Genomic DNA, 20,740 nt, shown 5'->3' with positions numbered 1-20,740 from the left:
TACTAACAACTTAGAACCTGGACGATGGAATGCATGGATTCCACTCCGCCCTTTTCTCTTACCCCACGTACTGGCGCGACGTCCCAATAGTCACGCCCAATGGCAACATAAATATGTGCACTAGGTACAAATAACTGATTACTTACATCAAAGCAATACCAAGCCTGGTCAATAAATACCTCTGCCCAGGCATGACTGGCCAGATGAGAAGTATTTTGAGCATACAGATAACCCGAAACATAACGTGCCGGTAAGCCCAGATATTTGCACATGGCAATGAAAATATGTGCATGATCCTGACAGACACCCTGTTTCGCCTCAAAAGCATCAATGGCGGATCCATGTACCGAGCTACTATTTGTTATATACGGTACATGCTCCAATACCGCCTGAGCCAAGGCGATCAGATTTAGACGTGTTGAAGCTGGCACATACTGTTTTACAAAGTCCTTCATTTCCTCATTACACTGAGTAGTTGAAGTCGGCTGCAAGAACAGGTTTGGATTGATCTGGTCATTCATTCCCTGATCATTATTCAAGGGATTTAAATCGACTATACCTTGCGCCATAATGGTTAAGTACTGATAAGGTGTGCGCTGAGTACTGGTAATCCACAAATTATGAAAGGCATCCCGGCTTAGCTCCCGACTGCCCAGCACGCTGACATCCCAGGAATGCACTTGCTGATGTACATTACTGGAAGGCATCATCTTAATGTACTGAATACTACTGGTGACAGTTTCGGTATAGCTATAATGCGTTTGGTGATTCACCATCAACTTCATACATTAATCTCAAACATATGATGAATATAATCACTGAATTGGTAAAAATTGATCAGGTCAGTATGGTCACGTAGCTGGTTCCAGTATTCATTCAGATCTGACCAGCCCATCTCCACCAAGGATTCAATCACATAATCAATTTTTGCAATTGTAGTGATGGTATCTTCACCTAGACGTAGCTCCTGATCAAGCTTTTCCAGACATTGACCCAGACTAAAAAACAGAAACACATCCGGAGCTTCACCTTCCAGAATATCCTGACAATCTGTCACGACATCACAGATATAACCGGCATTCTGATCAGCAGTACGAATCAGGCGGTTCAGTTCTGCATAAGCTTTGGCAGACAGTACACCACGTAGTTCCTGAATATTGTCACGCGCCACTTTAAACTGTTGATGGAATGAATAAGGTTGAGCCGGATCCAGCACCAGTTCATTTAGCGAACTGGCATCAAAGGCTGGCAGGCAGAATGCATGCGCATACGCGACTGCCGCATCATCTTCTAAAAATGGAAAATGGGTACATAAAAACTGCGTTCTTGATAAGTAGCGACCCAACCAAAAAATATGTTGCGCATTGGAATTAAGTAAAAGCATGACAAATTCCTTCTTTGCTATTTTTATGAATGGAGATTATCGACAATCCAGGTGTCCTTAATGCCACCGCCTTGGGAGGAATTTACGACCAGCGAACCTGCTTGCATTGCTACACGTGTCAGTCCACCCGGTACGATTTCAGTACGATAAGGTGAGCTGAGTACAAATGGACGCAAATCAATATGACGTTCTGCAATGCCATAATTGGTTAAGGTTGGGCTGACGGACAGATCCAGGGTTGGTTGGGCAATATATAAATGTGGCGCAGCCATGATTTTCTCTCTAAAGGTTTCAATCTGCTGTCTAGACGCCTGTGGACCGATCAGCATGCCATAGCCACCTGAACCTTGGGCTTCTTTCACAACCAGCTCATCAAGATGTGCCAATACATAACTGAGATCTTTAGCCTCACGGCATTGGTAAGTTGGAACATTCTTCAGAATGGGTTGTTCACCAAGGTAGAAATTGATCATCTTATCCACATAAGGATAGATCGACTTGTCATCTGCTACACCGGTTCCCGGTGCATTCGCAATAACAACGTTGTGCTGCAAATAGGCAGACATCAGGCCTGGTACGCCAAGGGCGCTATCAGGTTTAAAACAAAGCGGATCGAGATAGGCATCATCGACACGTCTATAAATAACATCTACTTGCTGACGACCACGTATAGTTTTTACATAAACTTTCGCGTTCTCTACATAAAGGTCACGTGATGTCACTAATGGCACATCCATTTCCCTTGCCAGGAAAGCATGTTCATAGTAAGCACTATTGAAACGACCCGGAGTCAGAACCACGATAAAGGGATTATCGACAGCTGAGTTTTCTGCCAGAATTTCTTTGAGTAAATGTGGGTATTGCTCTACACCAGCAATAGGTGTCTGTTCAAACAGGCCTGGCATCAGTTTTTCACTAATCTTGCGGCTTTCCAGCATATAAGACACACCTGAAGGGGTCCTTAGGTTATCTTCAAGTACATAGAATTCACCCTTTGAGTCACGGATAATATCAATGCCACTGATCTGACTATAAATGCTGCCTTTCAGACTATGCTGATACATGTGTGGCTGATAAGCCTCATGGCTCAGTACTTGCAGTTCAGGCACAATCCCTGCTTTCAGGATGTCCTGCTGATGATAGATATCATGCAAAAACAGGTTCAGCGCTTTAACACGTTGTTCACAACCGAGTGCCACCATATTCCATTGCTTGCGCGCAATCACGCGTGGAATAATATCAAAAGGGATAGTACGTTCGGTGCCTTCTTCATCTCCATAAACCGTAAAGGTAATTCCTTCATAAAGAAAATGTTCTTTTGCCAATTTATTCAGGGTGTTAAGCTCATCTAAAGTATGATTTGACAGCCACTCTTCGATTTTTTGCCCAGCCAGACCATTCATATTCTGGTCATCACGCATTTCATTAAAGAATTTAGATGCCATTTGCTGCAGCACTTGTAGAGGTTTGCCTGTGTGAGTTACTACCGTGTCCTTCGCTTCTGTAAAATTAGTGTTAATCGCCGTTGTTGTAAAATTTTCTATAGTCGTTGTGATATTTGTATCCTGGGTTTCTTTTAGCATACAAACCTCGTCGTATTGTAATCAAATTGTATATTTAACAAAGCAATATCCATGCCATGCGGTATTTTTGTACCTACCATTAATCCCTTTATTTCCGAGGGACTCAATGGCATTTTTGCACCAATGTGTATCTATTCTGCTATCCTCGATTACTTAAAATACTTGCGAAAAAAATAGAGATTTTTTATTGTGTTAATGATTTTTTCTCAATTTGCAGATCCTGATTTCAGCTTATGACCGCACAAGAAAAAGAAACTTCGAATAGCCTTTATCGCCAATGGCAAATTTTATCGCGCCTGACGACCGGGAAATGGATGGGCACTCGCGAATTGCAGGAAATCCTGGAACGTGAAGGTGTGGAAATTAGTTTGCGCACTATTCAGCGTGACCTGAATCAGATTGCGCAGCGTTTTCCCATTGAAAGCAGCAAAACTATTCCACAGGGCTGGCGTTGGCGTTCCGATGCACCGATTCAAAGTCTGCCGCACATGACCAGTTCACAAGCAGTGACGTTTATGATGGTTGAGGAACATCTCAAACATCTGTTACCACCCAGTCTGATTGAAGAAATGAATCCCTGGTTTGATCTCGCACGTCGCAGCCTGTCAACCCAGAACAATGTACGACAATGGATTAACCGGGTCCGTATCGTTCCTGCGACTCAGCCGCTGATTCCACCTGTTGTCGACCGTCAGGCACAACAGGCGGTTTATGAAGGTCTGTTACAGGACAAGCAGCTGGAATGTATCTATCAGGGTCGTGGGCAAAATAGTGAAGAAAAAACCTATATTCTTAATCCGCTGGCATTAGTACAGAAAGGTTCGATCATTTATCTGGTATGTACCCGTCATGACAAATCCGATATTCAGACCTTTGCCTTGCACCGCTTTAAGTCTGCGAATGTTTTAAATACGCGTGCCCTGCATCCGGTGAACTTTGATATTGATGAATATATTGAATCCGGTGCTTTGGGCTTCCGGGTCAACTTTGACCAGCCTACTGAAAATGTCATGCTGAAGCTGCACATGCCTGAAGCAGATGCACATTATTTTGAAGAAAGCCAGCTCAGCCGCGACCAACAGATTGAAAAACTTGATCATGGTATGGCTCTTATTAGTGCCACGGTTCCTTTTACTTCACAGCTGGTATGGTGGCTACGCAGCTTTGGTAACAAAATTCAAAAAATTGAACCTGAGCACGTTTTCCGAGCCGTATATCAACAAGACGAAGCATAAAAACTGACATAAAAAAGTCCCATTCCCGGGACTCATAATTTTTTATATTGTTTTTGTTATTGTTCTGGTTAATCGGCTGCTGATCCTGCATATATCTGTCTTGTTCCCCCAGATATATGCAGTAAGGAAGTTTCATAGTTAAGGGCATTACATACATGAGCACGCCAGCTCTGCAGTATTGAACCGGATTGATTTCTTCGTCATACCATCTCCCCCGCTATTGGATAAAATAACTTTAAACCAGCTTTTCCTGCATGTGAAATAAAAAGAAGCGATGCCTTTTGCAGATTTTTTTCATAGGATTTTTCCTGCTAAACATATTATTTTGGTTAATTTTTAATCTAAACCATCTTTCCAAGTTAAACCTATAAAATCGAATAACAATTTTGTTCTTGTATAAAACCGCCAAGCCTTGAAAATCTGAAGGTCTGATAAGAACAACAGGGAATCAAGATTTTATGGCAAATCCAGCTCAACTTGTCCGGCATAAACTGCTGAATACCTTCTTTTCACGCTATTCCATCTGGTTCCTTTGTATCTTTATTGCGTTGGTATTTACCGGCTTTCATATCGGCTATTCGCCCCGCTATATTTACTATTTCATGCCTCAAACGCTGGTCAATACGCTGTGGATTATTAGCGCTGTTCTGAGTGTGGTGGGGCTATATGATGTACTGCAACACCGGCATTCTATTCTCAGGAACTATCCGATTATGGGTCATTTCCGCTTCCTCTTTGAAGAGTTCCGTCCTGAAATTCGCCAGTACTTTATTGAAGCCGATCAGGATGCCCTGCCTTTTTCCCGTATGCAGCGCAGTCTAGTTTATCAACGTGCCAAAAATGAAAATTCTGACAAACCTTTTGGTTCGATTATCGATGTCTATAACCATGACTATAAGTTTGTCACGCATTCGATTATCCCTTGCCCACCCGCAGATCCAGCAACTTTCAGGATTACGATTGGCAATGAACAATGCAAGCAGCCTTATAGTGCTTCAATCATGAATATCTCCGCCATGAGTTTTGGCAGTATGAGTGCCAATGCCATCCGCGCGCTTAATCTGGGTGCCAAAATGGGCAATTTCTACCATGATACGGGTGAAGGCAGTATTAGCCCTTATCATCTGGAAAATGGCGGAGACCTAGTTTGGGAAATTGGTAGTGCTTACTTTGGTTGTCGTACACTGGACGGCCAGTTTGATCCGGTCAAATTTGCGGAGAAAGCCAAAATTCCACAAGTGAAAATGATTGAAATCAAGTTGTCTCAAGGTGCGAAACCAGGACATGGTGGGATTCTTCCAAAAGCCAAGATTTCTGAGGAAATTGCGGAGATTCGCGGAGTTAGCCGCGAACATGACTGTGTTTCACCAGCCAGTCATCCTGCGTTTGGCACACCAATTGAAATGATGGAATTCATTCAGCAATTACGTGAGCTATCTGGTGGCAAACCGGTTGGCTTTAAGCTATGTCTGGGGCAGCCCTGGCAATTTATGAGTATCGTCAAAGCGATGCTGCATACCAAAATCCTGCCGGACTTTATTGTGGTCGATGGTTCAGAAGGCGGTACAGGTGCAGCACCGATTGAGATGATTGATAATATTGGCGTTCCCCTGCGTGAAGGCTTATTGTTCGTTCATAACACATTAGTGGGTGCAGGATTACGCAAACAGATCAAAATTGGTGCAAGCGGCAAGATCATTAGTGCATTCGATATCGCCAGTACGATCGCCATTGGTGCAGACTGGGTCAACTCAGCGCGTGGTTTTATGTTTGCTATTGGCTGTATTCAAGCGCAAAGCTGTCATACTAACCAGTGTCCGGTTGGTGTCACTACTCAGGATAAGAGCCGCCAAAAGGCGCTACATGTGCCAAGCAAGGCAGAACGGGTTTATAATTATCATAAAAGCACCCTTAAAGCCCTCTCCGAAATGATCGCTTCTGCTGGTGTTTGTCATCCATCTGGTATTAAACCTCATCAACTGGCTCAACGCATCAACAGCCATGAGATTAAAAACTATGCACAATTGCACTTCTGGATGAAGGAAAATGAGCTCCTCCATTGTGAAAATCGTGATGAAGAAAACTTTTATTACCGTATGTGGAATATCGCAACTGCAGAAAAATTTTAAGTACTTCTAAATGAAAAAGGCGATTCTTTAGAATCGCCTTATCTACTATTCATCATCTGAACTTAATAATAAGTTCGACCACCCTGCGCATGCAGAAAGGCTGGAATCAGACCGGTCAGTGCCGCACGAATATCAGCGCGCTCATTAATCAACTGATGCGAACCTTCCTCTAACATCAACAAGGTTTGCAGGCGGAATTTACGCCGAATAAATTCGATATTATAACGCCAATCCACCGTCTGATCCTGCGCACCCTGTGCCAGCCATACCGGAATACGGCAAGCTGGCCGGTCTTCCATCTGCTGCATCCAGCGTGACATCGCGAGAATCCAGTCCATGCCCATCATACGGGGTTGTAATGGATCTTTTAAACGTACAAAGCGCAGGAATTCAGGGTTATGGTTATTACGTCTGAAATGGCGTGGTACTTCACGCTTAATCCGGCGAATAATCCCGAGACCTACAGAGTTATGCCACCATGCTGTTTTAGCTGGACGAATCAGTGGTGAAAGTAGCAGTACGCGATCTACAAAGGGATTTTCACGACGTTCTGCAAACTCCAGCAAGTGGTGCATCCAGATTGCACCACCAGTACTTTGTCCGATACCTAACCATGGTTTTGACAACTGCGTTGCATGACGTACATAACGGTGTACTGCATGCAATACCTGCTGATAATGGTCAAAGTTCTGAATATTGGCTGATGAACCATTACTCAAACCGTGCCCCGGCAAATCAAAGGTGAGTACACTAAACCCTTCTTCCAGTAGCTCTTTGACAATTGGCTGATAGATCCCGCTATGTTCTAGATAGCCATGCAATAGAAACACCGTTCCCTGAATTTTATCAAAACGGCTTTCGGTCAGATCCGGCTCAAAGACTTGCACATGCAATTTAAACAATGGCATTTGCACATAACCTTGCCAGTGTTTCGCATTGAGCAGGTCAAAACCATACAGTTTCCGGTAAGCCTGTAATTCCAGCGTAGACTGCATGTCCCGATTCAGATTTAATGGTTGCAACAGCTGTGGTGTAATATCCCGGTTGGGGACTGGTAATTCCAGCTGTTTGAGAATTGTCGGGTTTAAAAATGGGATATCTGACATTAAGGTACCTCCCGACAGTCACTTGATCCAAACCACACATCCCGAAGTGTTGCTAAGAGTTCATAGTTAGCCCGTCGGCTATGATCATAGTTTTTAATACTTGGACGCCATGTAGTAAGTGAATTTGGCATTGGCGCTTCCACCGGAATGGTCTGAATACCGTTAAGTGCGAACAGACGGCGTGTACGCGGCATATGATAGCGGTCCGTGATCAAGATCACCGTAGGGGCTCCACCCTTCTTCTGTAACAGCAATGAGCTGAAACGGGAATTCTCACAGGTATTCATACTACGGTCTTCAAGAAGTTTGGCATCTACGTCATAGGCCTGCAACCAGCGTTGCATATACGGTGCTTCTACACCACTCAAAACAATCGGCAGATCATACTGTTTTTCGGTTTCCAGGGTTTTTTCCAGGCGCAGACGAGTATAGTCATTGACGATAATATCTTTGCCATTTTCATGCAGGGTCAAACCGCCGCCCAAGACCACAATAGCATAAGGTTTGGACATCTCATCCTGCACTGGCTGAGTTTGGTCATGATTTAAAGTCGCGAGGTCTTCGGCAAATTCCACATTGGTCATTTGCGCAATATTTTGCTGATGCTGTTCAACATCATAGCTTTTCAAGAATTCTATAAACTGTCCCATCTGGGCAGCATTTTCATCACTGCTCAAGCTTAACAATTCAGTCAGATCATCTGGTTCTACTACATCAGCTGCTTCTGTTTCAGTCACCAGCAATGGTACCTGAACTTTCTGCTGTTCAGATTTTTCTGCCTCAGCTTCACGTTCATCTTCAAGTAACTGCTGTAAAGCTTTATAGCGTGCCTGAATCAGTGACAGGTTCTGTGACTGATTTTTGGAAATATCTTCTTCCATCACCTTGAGATAGGCCTGACGCGCAATCCATAGCTCAGAACCTGGCTCCAGTGTTTCATTAACACTTAAGGAAGCCTGTTTCTGGCTTTCAGCCGCGATCTGATTGACCTCGACCGGAACAAAATAGTTCAGTCCTTTGACCACCAGATGTGAATAAAACGGCGAATAAAGAAAGACTACGAACAGTGCGCACAGCACAAATAGTACTGAGACTACTTGAACTATTCGAACCATCCAGTGTGCTTTATCCATCTATTTATCCTTTAATCCTGATGTGAGCGGATCATGCCATTTTCAGCAAATAAAACTGGCTCCGGTTCAAGCAGAACCCCAAATTTTTCCTGAACATCCGCCTGTACGGCTTGGTAGGTTGCACGCACGTCCTTGAGCGAGGCATTGGCATAATTCACCAGCACCAGCGCCTGCTTATGGAACATACCGACTGACCCCAGCTGTTTACCTTTCCATCCGCTTTGGTCAATTAACCAGCCGGCTGCCATTTTAACTTGATTATTTGGCTGTGGATAATGAGGTAAATTCGGGAATTGTTGAGCAATTTGGTCAAAGAATTGTAAATCAACTACTGGATTTTTAAAGAAACTACCCACATTTGGATATTCTTTAGGATCAGGCAATTTGCTCTGACGAATCTGAATCACTTGGCGCTCCAGATTTTCTGGCGTCTGTTCCTCACCCACTGCTGTTTTCAGGTCACCATAATTGAGTTTAAGCTCCGGCTGTTTCAACAGACGGAAGATGACATGGGTAATAATGTAACGACCCGGATGATCTTTAAAGATACTATGACGGTAGGCGAAGTCACAATCTGCTGCTTTGATTGAGCTAAAACTGTGATTTTCACGATCATAGACTTCAACGCTTTCAATAAATTCCCCGACCTCTACCCCATAGGCACCAATATTTTGTACTGGCGAAGCACCAACAAGACCTGGAATTAAAGCCAGATTTTGCAGGCCATAAAAGTCTTGCTGTGTGGTCCATAATACAAAATCATGCCAACTCTGGCCTGCTCCAACACGAAGGCGTTGCACCTGATCATCCGCATCCAGCAGTTCAATGCCCTGAATGTCCATATGCAATACCAGTGCATGAATCTGTTCCGGTAAAAGCATATTGCTACCACCAGACAGAATCAGAACATTCAGCTGTTGCTGTTTGGCAAAATCCAGAGCCTGAATCAGATCATCATTTGATTGAATTTTGCAGTAATGTGATGCAATTGCATCCAGACTGAGAGTATTAAAAGGTTTAAGTTGAACCTGTGTTTGGATTTGCATGACTTAAACCTTAAGCTCTTTTTGTTGCATTTTAAAGACATCGATCCACGCAAGACTGCTGGATTCACACTGATTGAGTACACGTTCAAAACCCTCAGCACCGCCATAATAAGGATCGGGTACTGCCTGTTTTGGATAGTCAGAATCATATTCACTCATCAGGGCGACTTCAGCACGTAATTGGCCAAGTTGTTGTTGAGCACGTTTCTGAAGTGCAAGAATATCCCTAAGATTGTCTTCATCCATCGCGAGCATCAGATCAAAACCAAGGAAATCCTGTAGAGTCAGCTGACGGGCACGCAATGCAGACAGATCATAACCCCGCTTTAGGGCATGTTCCTGACTGCGCAGATCAGGCGCTTTACCCGGGTGATAATTACTGGTTCCCGCCGAATCAATCATGATATTGAGATTATGTACATCGCAATAATGTCTGAGGACCACCTCTGCCGTGGGAGAACGACAAATATTTCCCAGACAAACACATAACACCTTAAATGGCGTTCTGGATGACATAAACAACCTCAGCACTACTTTATTTTCAGGATTCTTATGTTAAGTTATTTGTATAGTGAATCCTATATCACAACGCCACAATAATATGAATTTGGATAAAAATTAAGGAAGCAGCCATGCAAAGATTTCAATTTCAGACTGTTCCCAACATCATTGCCGGACTTGGCACGATTCGTGAGCTGCACCAAATTCTACAGAAAGGCAAATATGTCCGCGTGCTACTGGTGACCGATCAAGGCATGATTACGCAGAATCTACATGAGGAAGTTTTATACATTATCAATGAAGCAGGTCTGGATTATGCTATCTATGCCGATGTGCAGGCAGATCCGCCAGAACATATCATAGCGGATGCCATTTCTTTCGCCCGTCAGGAACAGATCGATGTGGTGATTGGTTTTGGTGGTGGCAGTTCACTGGATGTGGCCAAGATTATTGCGGTCTTGAGCCATCCACAGCAAACCCAATGCCTGAATGAACTCTATGGTATCGATCAAATTGAAGGCCCACGTCTACCACTGATCCTGATTCCGACTACGGCAGGAACCGGTTCGGAAGTCACCCCCATTTCAATTGTGACCACAGGTGAAACCACTAAAACCGGAATTGTTTCGCCTTTGCTGTTTGCTGATATTGCAATTCTGGATGCCAGCTTTACCCGTGGTTTACCTAAACATATTACGGCAGCGACCGGCATTGATGCGATGGTGCATGCCATAGAAGCGTATACATCGAAAATCAAGAAAAATCCCTATTCGGATATGCTGGCCAAACAGGCATTAAAGCTTTTGAACAACAACCTGACTCGTGTTCTGGATGATGGAGATGACCTGGAAGCACGCCAGAATATGCTGGTCGGTTCCATGCTGGCTGGTCAGGCTTTTGCCAATGCACCTGTCGGTGCGGTACATGCACTGGCTTATCCACTTGGCGGGCATTTTCATCTGTCCCATGGGCATAGCAATGCGATTGTGCTGACAGAAGTACTGAAGTTTAATGCCCCTGCTGCCAAACAGAAATATGCCGAATTAATGACCTGGCTCGATCCCCACAGTAAAGGCTGTCATGATGGCTTAACTGATCTGTTCATTGATCATTTTAATAATCATCTGCAACGCAGTGGTTTACCTTTAAAACTTGCTCAGCTGGATATTCCTGAGCATATATTGATGATATTGGCTAAAGATGCCATGAAACAGACTCGACTGTTGCAAAACAACCCGCGTGATATGACTGTAGAGGATGCTTTACAGATCTATCAGGCGATTTATGCCTAATGTTTACCAATTAAAAGCTTAAATTAAACTCAATTTTTATAAGAAATGATTCATGAGCAAAGCACCTGTCAAAACCCGTGAGCAATATACTTTTTTCCTCAGCATCCAGACCCGCTGGGCGGACAATGATTTATATGGTCATGTCAATAATGTCACCTATTACAGCTATTTTGATACCGCAGCCAATGCCCTGCTGATCCAGCATGCCGGTTTTGACCCACGAACGTCTCCGAATATCGGTTTGGTGGTGAATTCCTGCTGTCAGTTCAATCAGGAACTGTCTTATCCTGAAGTGATTGAAGTTGGTGTCAATATCGCCAAGCTAGGAGGCTCTTCCCTGACTTATGACCTGGCTATTTTTAAGCAAGGCAACGACCAGGCTGCTGCCCAAGGCAGTTTTGTACATGTTTTTGTCGATCGTCATACACGAAAAAGTACCCCGATTTCAAATAAAATGCGAGATGCCCTATGTCCATTTATGCACAGTAGCTGTGAAATCTAGAACTTATTTCAGCTGAATATTCTTCAATTCTGCATCGAAGTTTTGTACCAGATCTTTCACAGCAGGCTCTGCATGTAGCAACTCCTCAGCGCGTTTAAATGCACGCACTTTACGTTCACGCTGCATGATATAAGGTGTCAGTTCATTGACATCTTCAAACTTCACCTTGAATTGCGTACCTGTCCATTGCTGTTTTAAAGCTTCTTCTAAGGTATGTTGCAACTGACCGAGTAATTGCTGGTAACGCTCCGGAATATGAAAAACTGATTCTCCATCAATCTGCCCGGTCATAATGCCGTACTGTGCCAGCTCCTGTACGGCCGGTGAAAGCTGGCTATTGCGGAACCAGAATTCCCATTTTTCTACAGTCCATTCACCCTGCATGTCCTGTACCGGAATTTGCAGGATATCCTGTGGCATTAGATTACGATCTGTTGAAATATCTGTATTTGTTGTCTGGATATGTACAACTTCTGTCGGAGCTATAGGTTGTTCTTGAGAATTAACTTCAATATTTTCAAAAGTTTCTGTTTCAGGTGTTGCTGCAGACAAACTGAATTCAGGCTCATTCTGTTCTACAGGCGCAGCAGTACGATTTTCAGGAAGATATTCTTCTAACAGGAAATCATCACTACTGGCTTCTGTGCTTGCTATAGATGACTCTGCCGGCACATCATCAAAACCAAACAATCCATCTTCCACACTTGGATCAAACATAATCTGATCCGGACTTGGTTGCTTAACTGTCGTACGTTCTGCTGCCTGTGCTTCGACAGGCGCAGTATGTAAATCTGGTTCATCTTCCACATCGAGAAAATCATCAGAAGATGATTCAGACTGCGCAGTGGCTGAGCTATATTCTGGCTCATCCTCATAACCATCATCTAATGGAAAATCTTCGACCACCGGTGATGCAACTGGAGCACTTTCCTGTTGGGGTACAATACTTGGCTGTGCAGATACAGGTGTCACTTGCTGTACTGGTACAGTATTGGCTGGAATCTCATTTGGCTGTAATGGACGAAAAGCCAGCAAGCGCAGCACCGTCATTTCAAAGCCCTGCTCCTGCGTTACTGCCATTTGCAGATCAGCACGACCCTTACAGGCAATTTGATAATACAGCTGCAGATCTTGTGCCGAAATCAGTCCTGAGAGCTGCATGATTTTCTGGTTAATTTCAGCACTATATTTCAGACTTAAATCTGGCAAATATTGTAAAAGTGCCAGTTCATGCAAGGTCGAAATCAGCTGATCTAATACTAGAGATACATCTAGTGCCTGCTGCCGGAACTGGAGTAAAAGTTCACTGACACGGGCCTTCTGATTCTGGTGAACCGCCAAAATCAGGTCATAGATAATGGTGCGGTCAATCAGGCCCAGCATCTCTTTCACGTCCTGATGCTGAATCGCACCCTGACCATAAGCAATGGCCTGATCGGTCAGCGACAGTGCATCACGCAATGAACCTTGTGCAGATTCAGCAATTTGCCAGATTGCATCTTGGTCAGCCTGAATACTTTCTTTTTGTAAAATATGCCCTAGGTGATCAGTAATTTCATCGACTGCTAATGGACGTAAAGTAAACTGTAAACAACGCGAAATAACCGTAATCGGGAGTTTTTGCGGATCTGTGGTTGCAAACAGGAACTTCACATGTTCAGGAGGTTCTTCCAGCGTCTTTAACAAGGCATTGAAAGAATGGGTGGAGAGCATGTGTACTTCATCGATCAGATAGACCTTGAAGCGCCCTTGAGTGGGTGCATAGGGAACGTTATCTAACAGTTCACGTGTATCTTCAACTTTTGTACGGGAAGCTGCATCGATCTCGATCAGGTCAATAAAACGGCCTTCATTCACGGCAGTACAGGTTGGACAGACCTCACACGGCGTTGAAGTCACCCCTGTTTCACAGTTCAGGCATTTTGCAAGAATACGTGCAATCGTCGTTTTACCCACACCGCGCGTGCCCGTAAACAAATAGGCATGATGCAGACGGCCACGTTCGAGCGCACTGGTTAAGGCACGAGAAACATGGTTTTGACCCACCAATTCATTGAAATTACGAGGACGATATTTTCGTGCAAGTACCTGATACATGTATGCTCCTTTTCACAGGTCTAAGCATACTGTTTTTTTGATAAATAGTGAAATAAATGCAGGAATTGAATAAATAAAAATCCCTTTTTTATTCAGATAAAAAAAGGGATATAAAACAAAAACTTTTATCAAGAATTTAGGCTTTCAGCTAAAATAAAATCACTTTGCATCTGATAGCGTTTGCCTGTTTGATCTTCACGAATTTCGAGTAAACCCTTTTCCAGATCAACAAACAGTAAATTTCGTTTAGCGACGTTGAGCAATTCAATCTTCTGTCGACTGTCATCCTGAAAACGGATTTTACCGCTAATCGTTTCAATCTCATTATGACCGCTCAGACTCTCACGTTCCAGCACAAAGGTTTCATCTTCATTTAGTCGAAGTTTTACAGCCATTCCCGGACAATCTTCACAGCTGGATAAACATCCCATACACGGTGTTGTGCCCTGATATTCACCCGCCCAGGCCGTTTGCATCGCCTGAGCTTCAATTGCGGTTTGGGCTTTATCCTGTTTGGTATCCTGACAACCCCATAGTGCCGCCGTTGCCACGAGTGGAATCAAAACAACTTTCTTCATGATTCTAGATTCAGCATGTTGATTATGCGGCAACATACCATAGTGAATACCGTGAGGTAAATTGCATTAATTTGTCGGGAATCTTAAAACCAGCCCTTACGTCCGGTCTGGATCTGATCAGCGCAACGTAAGGCTTCCTGAGTTAAGCCCCACAGACGGTAATCTCCAGTAATGGAAGCAGTAGGAAAATTATGGGTATAAGCAAAACTCAGTTTACGTTCCGGATCACACCAGGCTCCAGAGCCATTAAAACCGACATGACCAAAACCTTTCGTTGATTTTCCTAAGGTAAGGATGCGGTGATAGCCCAGACGCCAATGCATCGGAAACGGCATAATCCGGTCACGATGGGTATAGTGCACCATACTTAAACGTGTAAAAGTCTGTTGGGAAATAAGGTCTTGTCCCTGCCATTGGCCTTGTTGTGCCAGCATGGCATAGACTTTTGCCAGACTATGAGCAGTAAATACCCCGGTTGCGGCAGGAATAATGGCTTTAAGCCCTTCATCACTAAAGAAGTTAAGATGTTTCATACCTTTAGGAATCATGGCATCCTGAAAATCCTGCGGATTTTGACCACTCAGCTCTAAGGCGCGTTCCATCAGATTAGGCTTCCTTGGTTGATGAGTTTGATCTGCGCGTGACCGAGTCTGTTCTTTTTTCCGGTGAATCGGACGAGCAACACGTAGCAATTCATGCTCAGGCACACCAAAGTAAGCACCATCTAGCTGTAATGGTTGCACCAGATATTGCTCCATCAACTCAGCAAGGGTTTTGCCAGTCGCTTTTTCCAATGCACCACCGACTTGCCAGCCAAAAGTGAGCGGCTGATAAGCTGCATCCGTTCCTAAAGCAAAACGTGGTCTGGCTGCGGCAACGCGTTGCAGTATATGCGGCCAATCTACCATTTCCCGGGCATCCTCGATGATATTGCGAATATCATACAAACCACTTTGATGACTGAGCATATGTGCCAGCGTGATCTGGTCTTTGTCTTGCTGGGCAAACTCTGGCCAGTATTCTGCTACAGGTGTGTCATAGCTGATCAGCCCATGACTGACCAGGATATGTGCCAAGGTCGCTAAGACACCTTTGCCTGTGGAATAACACACTGACAGCGTATCCGGTTGCCACAGTTCTTGTTCAGATTTTTTGCCAGTATAAATATCCAGGACTTTGTCACCCTGATGATAAACCACCAGTGCAGCACCACCCTGTTCGGCACGTGCATCCTGAAAACGACTGAACTGCACGGCCAGATCCTGAAAGCGAGGATCAACATAACCTTGATAGTTTTCGGTACTGGCAGATAGATATTGTTTAATCGGTTTCATGCGTCCTTCCTTGATACATGTTTCAAATGAGATCTAATATTTGTACAGGCTGAAATAAAAAAAGCCTAAATCAAGTTTAGGCTTTTTAGATCATTATAAAGCTTTGATGCTACCTGAAACATGCGGTTTCTGGCTTTTCGCATTACGGATCAGGAATTCAGTATCATTGTCTGATTTCGCAGTCGTGAACTGCACTTTAGATGGCAAGTACATCGGTAGCTTAAACCACACGTCCGCTTCATAGGCATCTGGCAGGGTCAGGCTGGCTAAAGCTCTCGCCTTACTCCACATACCATGGGCAATCGCCTGTTTAAAACCGAAGGCTTTAGCTGTTAGTGCATGAATGTGAATCAGGTTAAAGTCACCTGAAGACATGGCATAGCGACGACCAGTATTTTCAGAAATGTCCCATTCAGCATTCACTTTATAATTCGGTATTTTGCTTTCTGTGGTTTTTGCAGATGCTTTTGCATCAGTTTTTTGACGGGACAAATAAGTGGTTAATGCTTCAACCACGACATCATTACCGACTTTCACTGTAGTAATGAAATCAAACTGTACGCCTTTGTCATGTGGCTGCAACTCACCGAACGTGCAAGATAAAGTCAGCTGTTCATTCACACCCACTTTACGGTATTGCTTGACCTGATTGCGGATATGCACCAATCCTAGAATTGGAAATGGGAAAGCTTCCGAGGTCATCATATGCATTTGCAGGCTTTGTGAAAGTACTGCCAGATAGATCGCCGGGATATAACCATTATTCTTAAAACCACAGACGGCGTTGTAAGCTTTTAAATGCTTTTGATCGACCTTGAATGAATCTACCACGTATTCAACTTGCGGCAGGACCTTTTCACCCTTTGGTTTTTTTGAAATGAGACCCTGAATGATTTTTGGATAAGCAAGATACGGCTTTGGAAGTTGATTAAAATGGCGAGTATGCATACTGAACCTTTGGAATATTTTTATTTCAATTTGGATTGAAAGCCCCTTCTCCCTCTGGGAGAAGGCTGGGATGAGGATAATATCTCATCCTACCTTCTATTTAATTTATTTAACCTTTCCTACGAGGAGAGGGAATTCTTGATCTACTCTACGGGTTAACGTAGAGAGAGAAAAGAACTTTTCAGAAAGAATTAAGCCCCTAACAGGCTCTGACCACAGACACGAACCACATTGCCATTCAAGCCTGTAGATGCAGTTGAAGCGAACATTGCAATCGTTTCAGCGACATCGACTGGTAAACCACCTTGACTCATTGAATTCATACGGCGGCCAGCTTCACGAATTGCGAAAGGAATTGCAGCAGTCATTTGAGTTTCAATAAAACCAGGAGCAACGGCGTTAATGGTAATACCATTGCTTAAAGTTGGAGCTGTATATTTCACAATACCGACTACACCTGCCTTAGAAGCTGCATAGTTAGTTTGCCCCAGATTACCCGCAATACCAGAGATTGAAGATACACAGATAATACGGCCGTTAGCGTTCAGACCATCATTATTCAACAGGTAATCATTAACGCGTTCAATCGCTGACAGGTTGATGTTAATTACCAGATCCCAAAGCTCAGGCTTCATGTTTGCCAAAGTCTTGTCACGGGTAATACCGGCATTATGCACGATAATATCTAAACCGCCCTGCGCAGCTGCCGCAGCTTTAATTTTTTCACCAGCATCAGCTGCAGTAATATCAATTGCCAAGGTAGAACCATCAATCTCACCTGCTACACGGTCAAGATCTGCTTGCTGCTGCGGAACGTCCAGACAAATCACATGTGCACCATCACGTGCCAGTACATGAGCAATCGCTTCACCAATACCACGGCTAGCACCTGTGACTACAGCTGTCTTGCCTGCCAAAGGTTTAGTCCAGTCTACATCTTGAGTCGCTGCTTGAGATACGCGAATCACTTGACCAGACACATAGGCAGAACGTGGAGAAATCGCAAAGCGGAGTGCAGATTCGAGATTTGCTTCAGCCCCATTGTCCACATAGATCAGGTTCGCTGCGATACCTTTTTTGAATTCTTTACCCACTGATTTTACAAAACCTTCAAGCGCACGTTGTGCAATTGCCTGCTTCACTGAAGTTGCTGATTCAGGAGTGGTTCCTACAATCACCACACGACCAGATGCCTGGATTTGACGCGCGATCGGATTAAAGAAATCATATAACGCTTTTAAATCGTCCGAATTCTGAATACCAGACGCATCAAAAATTGCTACTTTAAATTTTGATTCTTTGTCGCCCTGATTAAATGCACCCAGGTTCAGACCCGCTTGTGCAGCTGCCTGTTGCAGTTCAGCATTATTTCCCGCATAGCTATTGGCATGAATATTTGCCAAAACTTGTGCAATTGAACCAGTCAAAGTACTGCCAGGTGCAGCACCTACTAAAACGGCGCCTTTGACTACAGGAGTTGCAGAGTCATAGCGCTCAAGGAAGGTTGGGGATGGAAGACCTAGGTTTTTAATGACAAATTTACCAATAGGAGATTTTGCGAACGCTTGGTACTGGTCAGTCATGATTATTATCTCTCATACAAATTAATTTTTGATCGATCTAAAGTTATGCTTTAACTTCAATATAATGTCAGATACTTATAATTCAATAGATCCATCAGATTCTGGTCAATAATACTTGAGATAATAAACAGATGACTTGACCTAAGCGCACTCTGTAATGTCATTCTAGTCAATTCAGCCTATAGCCTTCTATGTTAATGTAACGACCAAGAAGATGATCAATTTGCCTGGTAAAGCCTTATGAGCAAAACAACTCAAGAAAATCCAGCGGTCGAGAATCCTGTAGCCGAAAGCGTGTCAAAACCATCAACAGCACGCAAGCGCACAAGCAAAACGACGAGCGCAACGTCTGCAGAAAAAAGTCCGACGAAAACCACGCGCCCCCGTGCTGCGTCTAATCGTGCGGAAAATACGACTTCAAGCAATAAAACCTTAACACCAAAAACACAGATTTCTGTTCAACAGGACCAAAACATGAGCCAAAATACAGTTCGCCGCGTTGCTATTATCGGTGGTAACCGCATTCCATTTGCACGTTCTAACGGTGCTTACTTTACGGCATCCAATACTGATATGTTCACCGCAGCCCTGAATGGCCTGATTGAACGTTTTAATTTACAAGGTCAACGCCTGGGTGAAGTCGTAGCTGGTGCAGTATTGAAACACAGCCGTGACTTTAATATGACGCGTGAGTGCGTACTGAACACTGCCCTTGCACCTGAAACTCCGGCTTATGACATTCAGCAGGCATGTGGTACTGGTCTGCAAGCTGCATTCCTGGTTGCCAATAAAATTGCATTAGGTCAAATCGAAGTCGGTGTGGCTGGTGGTGTAGATACTACCTCTGACGCGCCAATCGCATTTGGTGATGGTTTACGTAAAGCTTTACTTGAACTGAACATTGCTAGAACAGCAAAAGATCGTTTGAAAGCTTTAACCAAAATTAATGTGAAAGACCTGATGGATGCACCGAAAAATGGTGAGCCACGTACCGGCCTGTCTATGGGCGACCATCAGGCAATCACAACACTGGAATGGGGCATTTCTCGTGAAGCACAGGATGAACTGGCTGCATCTTCACACCAGAAAATGGCAGCAGCATACGAAGAAGGTTTCTTTGATGACCTGATCACACCATTCCTAGGTCTTGAGCGTGACAATAACCTGCGTCCAGATTCTTCAGTTGAAAAACTGGCAAAATTGAAACCTGCTTTCGGTAAGGGCGATGCACGTACCATGACTGCGGGTAACTCTACTCCGCTGACGGATGGCGCATCTTGTGTACTGCTAGCGTCTGAAGAATGGGCGAAAGCCAATGGTCATGAAGTACTGGCTTACTTAACTTTCCAGGAAACTGCGGCAGTTGATTTTGTAGAGAAGAAAGAAGGCCTGTTGATGGCACCTGCTTATGCCGTTCCACGTATGCTGGAGCGTGCTGGTCTGAAACTTCAAGACTTCGACTACTATGAAATCCACGAAGCATTTGCATCGCAAGTACTTTCAACCTTAAAAGCGTGGGAAGATCCGAAATTCTGTAAAGAGCGTTTAGGTCTAGATGCACCATTGGGCTCAATCGACCGTGCCAAATTGAATGTAAAAGGCTCTTCACTGGCAGCGGGTCACCCATTTGCTGCGACAGGTGGCCGTATCATCGCGACTGCTGCGAAACTATTAAACCAGAAAGGTTCAGGTCGTGTACTGGTGTCGATCTGTGCGGCTGGCGGTCAAGGTGTGACTGCGATTATTGAAAAATAATCTTTACACCTGATTTAAAAAAGCACCTCAAGTGAGGTGCTTTTTTATTAGTCACGCAATGCTTTAAGACAAATCAACTTTTAGCATATTCAGTGCGAATTCCCATTTTGATCTCAATCTGGTCATAGCACCACTGGAAAATAAAGGTATAGACCAGAATACATAGCGTTAAACTCAAATCTGTCAAAATTGCCTGCCACAAGCTCATCTCTAAGGCATATGCCACCATCGGAATGGTCGCCAGCATCAAGCCACCTTCAAAACCGATAGCATGTGCAATACGCACCTTAATGGTTCTTTTTAGCTGATGTTTCGCCTCGATCTTTTCAAAATAATGGTTAAACAGCATATTCCAGACTACGGATGTGACTGCCATGGCAACACCTAAAGTTCCGGTCACTTCCATTGGCAACTGAAAGATATAACTCAGGGCAATGGCAATGATGACCAACAGAATGATCTCATAGCTCAGCGCATGCACTATCCTTCTGCTTGAAATTAACATCTCTGCTTACTCAAATAGCTTAATAATAG

General features: G+C 44.0%; 18 protein-coding genes. 5 read left to right on the top strand and 13 right to left on the bottom strand.

Annotated features, from left to right (window positions below; translation table 11 throughout):
- Positions 1-2: 2 nt before the first annotated feature.
- Genes C8322_RS06120 through C8322_RS06110 form a run of 3 tightly spaced genes read right to left on the bottom strand, consistent with a single transcriptional unit; the run spans position 3 to position 2,967 of the window.
- The gene (locus tag C8322_RS06120; protein ID WP_004815683.1) at positions 3-785 is read right to left on the bottom strand and encodes a transglutaminase family protein; all 783 of its coding nucleotides are present in this window, start codon (positions 783-785) and stop codon (positions 3-5) included.
- Positions 782-1,384 carry an alpha-E domain-containing protein gene (locus tag C8322_RS06115; protein WP_004815680.1) on the bottom strand — a complete coding sequence of 201 codons (603 nt, stop codon included), beginning with the start codon at positions 1,382-1,384 and terminating at the stop codon, positions 782-784. The genes C8322_RS06120 and C8322_RS06115 overlap by 4 nt, the downstream gene beginning before the upstream one ends.
- 23 nt (positions 1,385-1,407) lie before the next feature.
- Positions 1,408-2,967 (bottom strand): circularly permuted type 2 ATP-grasp protein, encoded by a 1,560-nt coding sequence (locus C8322_RS06110; protein ID WP_004815679.1) that lies wholly within the window; start codon positions 2,965-2,967, stop codon positions 1,408-1,410.
- A 233-nt stretch (positions 2,968-3,200) separates the two neighbouring features.
- Here C8322_RS06110 and C8322_RS06105 point away from each other — a divergent pair, with 233 nt between their 5' ends.
- Entirely contained in the window at positions 3,201-4,202 is a 1,002-nt protein-coding gene (locus tag C8322_RS06105; RefSeq protein WP_004815677.1) for a helix-turn-helix transcriptional regulator, read from the top strand.
- Between the two features lie 458 nt (positions 4,203-4,660).
- Positions 4,661-6,331, top strand: a complete 1,671-nt coding sequence (locus tag C8322_RS06100; protein WP_004815676.1) for an FMN-binding glutamate synthase family protein — start codon at positions 4,661-4,663, stop codon at positions 6,329-6,331.
- A 62-nt stretch (positions 6,332-6,393) separates the two neighbouring features.
- Here the strand turns inward: C8322_RS06100 and C8322_RS06095 are convergent, their stop codons facing one another.
- Genes C8322_RS06095 through C8322_RS06080 form a run of 4 tightly spaced genes read right to left on the bottom strand, consistent with a single transcriptional unit; the run spans position 6,394 to position 10,132 of the window.
- A complete protein-coding gene (locus C8322_RS06095) occupies positions 6,394-7,437 on the bottom strand; it encodes an alpha/beta hydrolase (protein WP_004815675.1) in 1,044 nt (347 codons plus the stop codon).
- Positions 7,437-8,570 carry a YdcF family protein gene (locus tag C8322_RS06090; RefSeq protein WP_004815674.1) on the bottom strand — a complete coding sequence of 378 codons (1,134 nt, stop codon included), beginning with the start codon at positions 8,568-8,570 and terminating at the stop codon, positions 7,437-7,439. Before C8322_RS06090 ends, C8322_RS06095 begins: the two co-directional genes overlap by 1 nt.
- A gap of 11 nt (positions 8,571-8,581) precedes the next feature.
- On the bottom strand, positions 8,582-9,616 hold the full coding sequence (gene murB, locus C8322_RS06085; RefSeq protein WP_004815672.1) for a UDP-N-acetylmuramate dehydrogenase: 1,035 nt from the start codon (positions 9,614-9,616) through the stop codon (positions 8,582-8,584).
- 3 nt (positions 9,617-9,619) lie between these two features.
- A complete protein-coding gene (locus C8322_RS06080; protein ID WP_004815669.1) occupies positions 9,620-10,132 on the bottom strand; it encodes a low molecular weight protein-tyrosine-phosphatase in 513 nt (170 codons plus the stop codon).
- A 116-nt stretch (positions 10,133-10,248) separates the two neighbouring features.
- Here C8322_RS06080 and C8322_RS06075 point away from each other — a divergent pair, with 116 nt between their 5' ends.
- Both C8322_RS06075 and C8322_RS06070 read left to right on the top strand, forming a co-directional pair.
- The gene (locus C8322_RS06075; protein ID WP_004815667.1) at positions 10,249-11,409 is read left to right on the top strand and encodes an iron-containing alcohol dehydrogenase; all 1,161 of its coding nucleotides are present in this window, start codon (positions 10,249-10,251) and stop codon (positions 11,407-11,409) included.
- Between the two features lie 52 nt (positions 11,410-11,461).
- Positions 11,462-11,911, top strand: a complete 450-nt coding sequence (locus C8322_RS06070; RefSeq protein WP_004815666.1) for an acyl-CoA thioesterase — start codon at positions 11,462-11,464, stop codon at positions 11,909-11,911.
- A 3-nt stretch (positions 11,912-11,914) separates the two neighbouring features.
- Here the strand turns inward: C8322_RS06070 and dnaX are convergent, their stop codons facing one another.
- The 5 genes from dnaX to C8322_RS06045 form a co-directional block, all read right to left on the bottom strand.
- Entirely contained in the window at positions 11,915-14,008 is a 2,094-nt protein-coding gene (gene dnaX, locus C8322_RS06065) for a DNA polymerase III subunit gamma/tau (RefSeq protein ID WP_111810451.1), read from the bottom strand.
- A gap of 128 nt (positions 14,009-14,136) precedes the next feature.
- Positions 14,137-14,586 carry a copper resistance protein NlpE N-terminal domain-containing protein gene (locus C8322_RS06060; RefSeq protein ID WP_034425046.1) on the bottom strand — a complete coding sequence of 150 codons (450 nt, stop codon included), beginning with the start codon at positions 14,584-14,586 and terminating at the stop codon, positions 14,137-14,139.
- Between the two features lie 83 nt (positions 14,587-14,669).
- Positions 14,670-15,920, bottom strand: coding sequence for a serine hydrolase domain-containing protein (locus C8322_RS06055; protein WP_004815663.1), 1,251 nt, complete (start codon positions 15,918-15,920; stop codon positions 14,670-14,672).
- Positions 15,921-16,013: 93 nt separating this feature from the next.
- Positions 16,014-16,868, bottom strand: coding sequence for a MaoC family dehydratase (locus C8322_RS06050; protein WP_004815662.1), 855 nt, complete (start codon positions 16,866-16,868; stop codon positions 16,014-16,016).
- A 191-nt stretch (positions 16,869-17,059) separates the two neighbouring features.
- Positions 17,060-18,451 carry a 3-oxoacyl-ACP reductase gene (locus tag C8322_RS06045; protein WP_004815661.1) on the bottom strand — a complete coding sequence of 464 codons (1,392 nt, stop codon included), beginning with the start codon at positions 18,449-18,451 and terminating at the stop codon, positions 17,060-17,062.
- A gap of 240 nt (positions 18,452-18,691) precedes the next feature.
- Between C8322_RS06045 and C8322_RS06040 the strand changes: the two genes are divergently transcribed.
- Positions 18,692-20,206 (top strand): acetyl-CoA C-acetyltransferase, encoded by a 1,515-nt coding sequence (locus C8322_RS06040; protein ID WP_004815659.1) that lies wholly within the window; start codon positions 18,692-18,694, stop codon positions 20,204-20,206.
- A 73-nt stretch (positions 20,207-20,279) separates the two neighbouring features.
- On the opposite strand, the gene aceI is transcribed toward C8322_RS06040, so the two are convergent.
- The gene (gene aceI, locus C8322_RS06035) at positions 20,280-20,711 is read right to left on the bottom strand and encodes a chlorhexidine efflux PACE transporter AceI (RefSeq protein ID WP_004815658.1); all 432 of its coding nucleotides are present in this window, start codon (positions 20,709-20,711) and stop codon (positions 20,280-20,282) included.
- Between the last annotated feature and the right edge of the window lie 29 nt (positions 20,712-20,740).

This window comes from Acinetobacter sp. SM1B, from assembly GCF_003289665.1.
In the GTDB taxonomy this organism is placed as follows: Bacteria; Pseudomonadota; Gammaproteobacteria; order Pseudomonadales; family Moraxellaceae; genus Acinetobacter; species Acinetobacter schindleri.
This window is presented reverse-complemented; position numbering and strand designations above follow the sequence as displayed.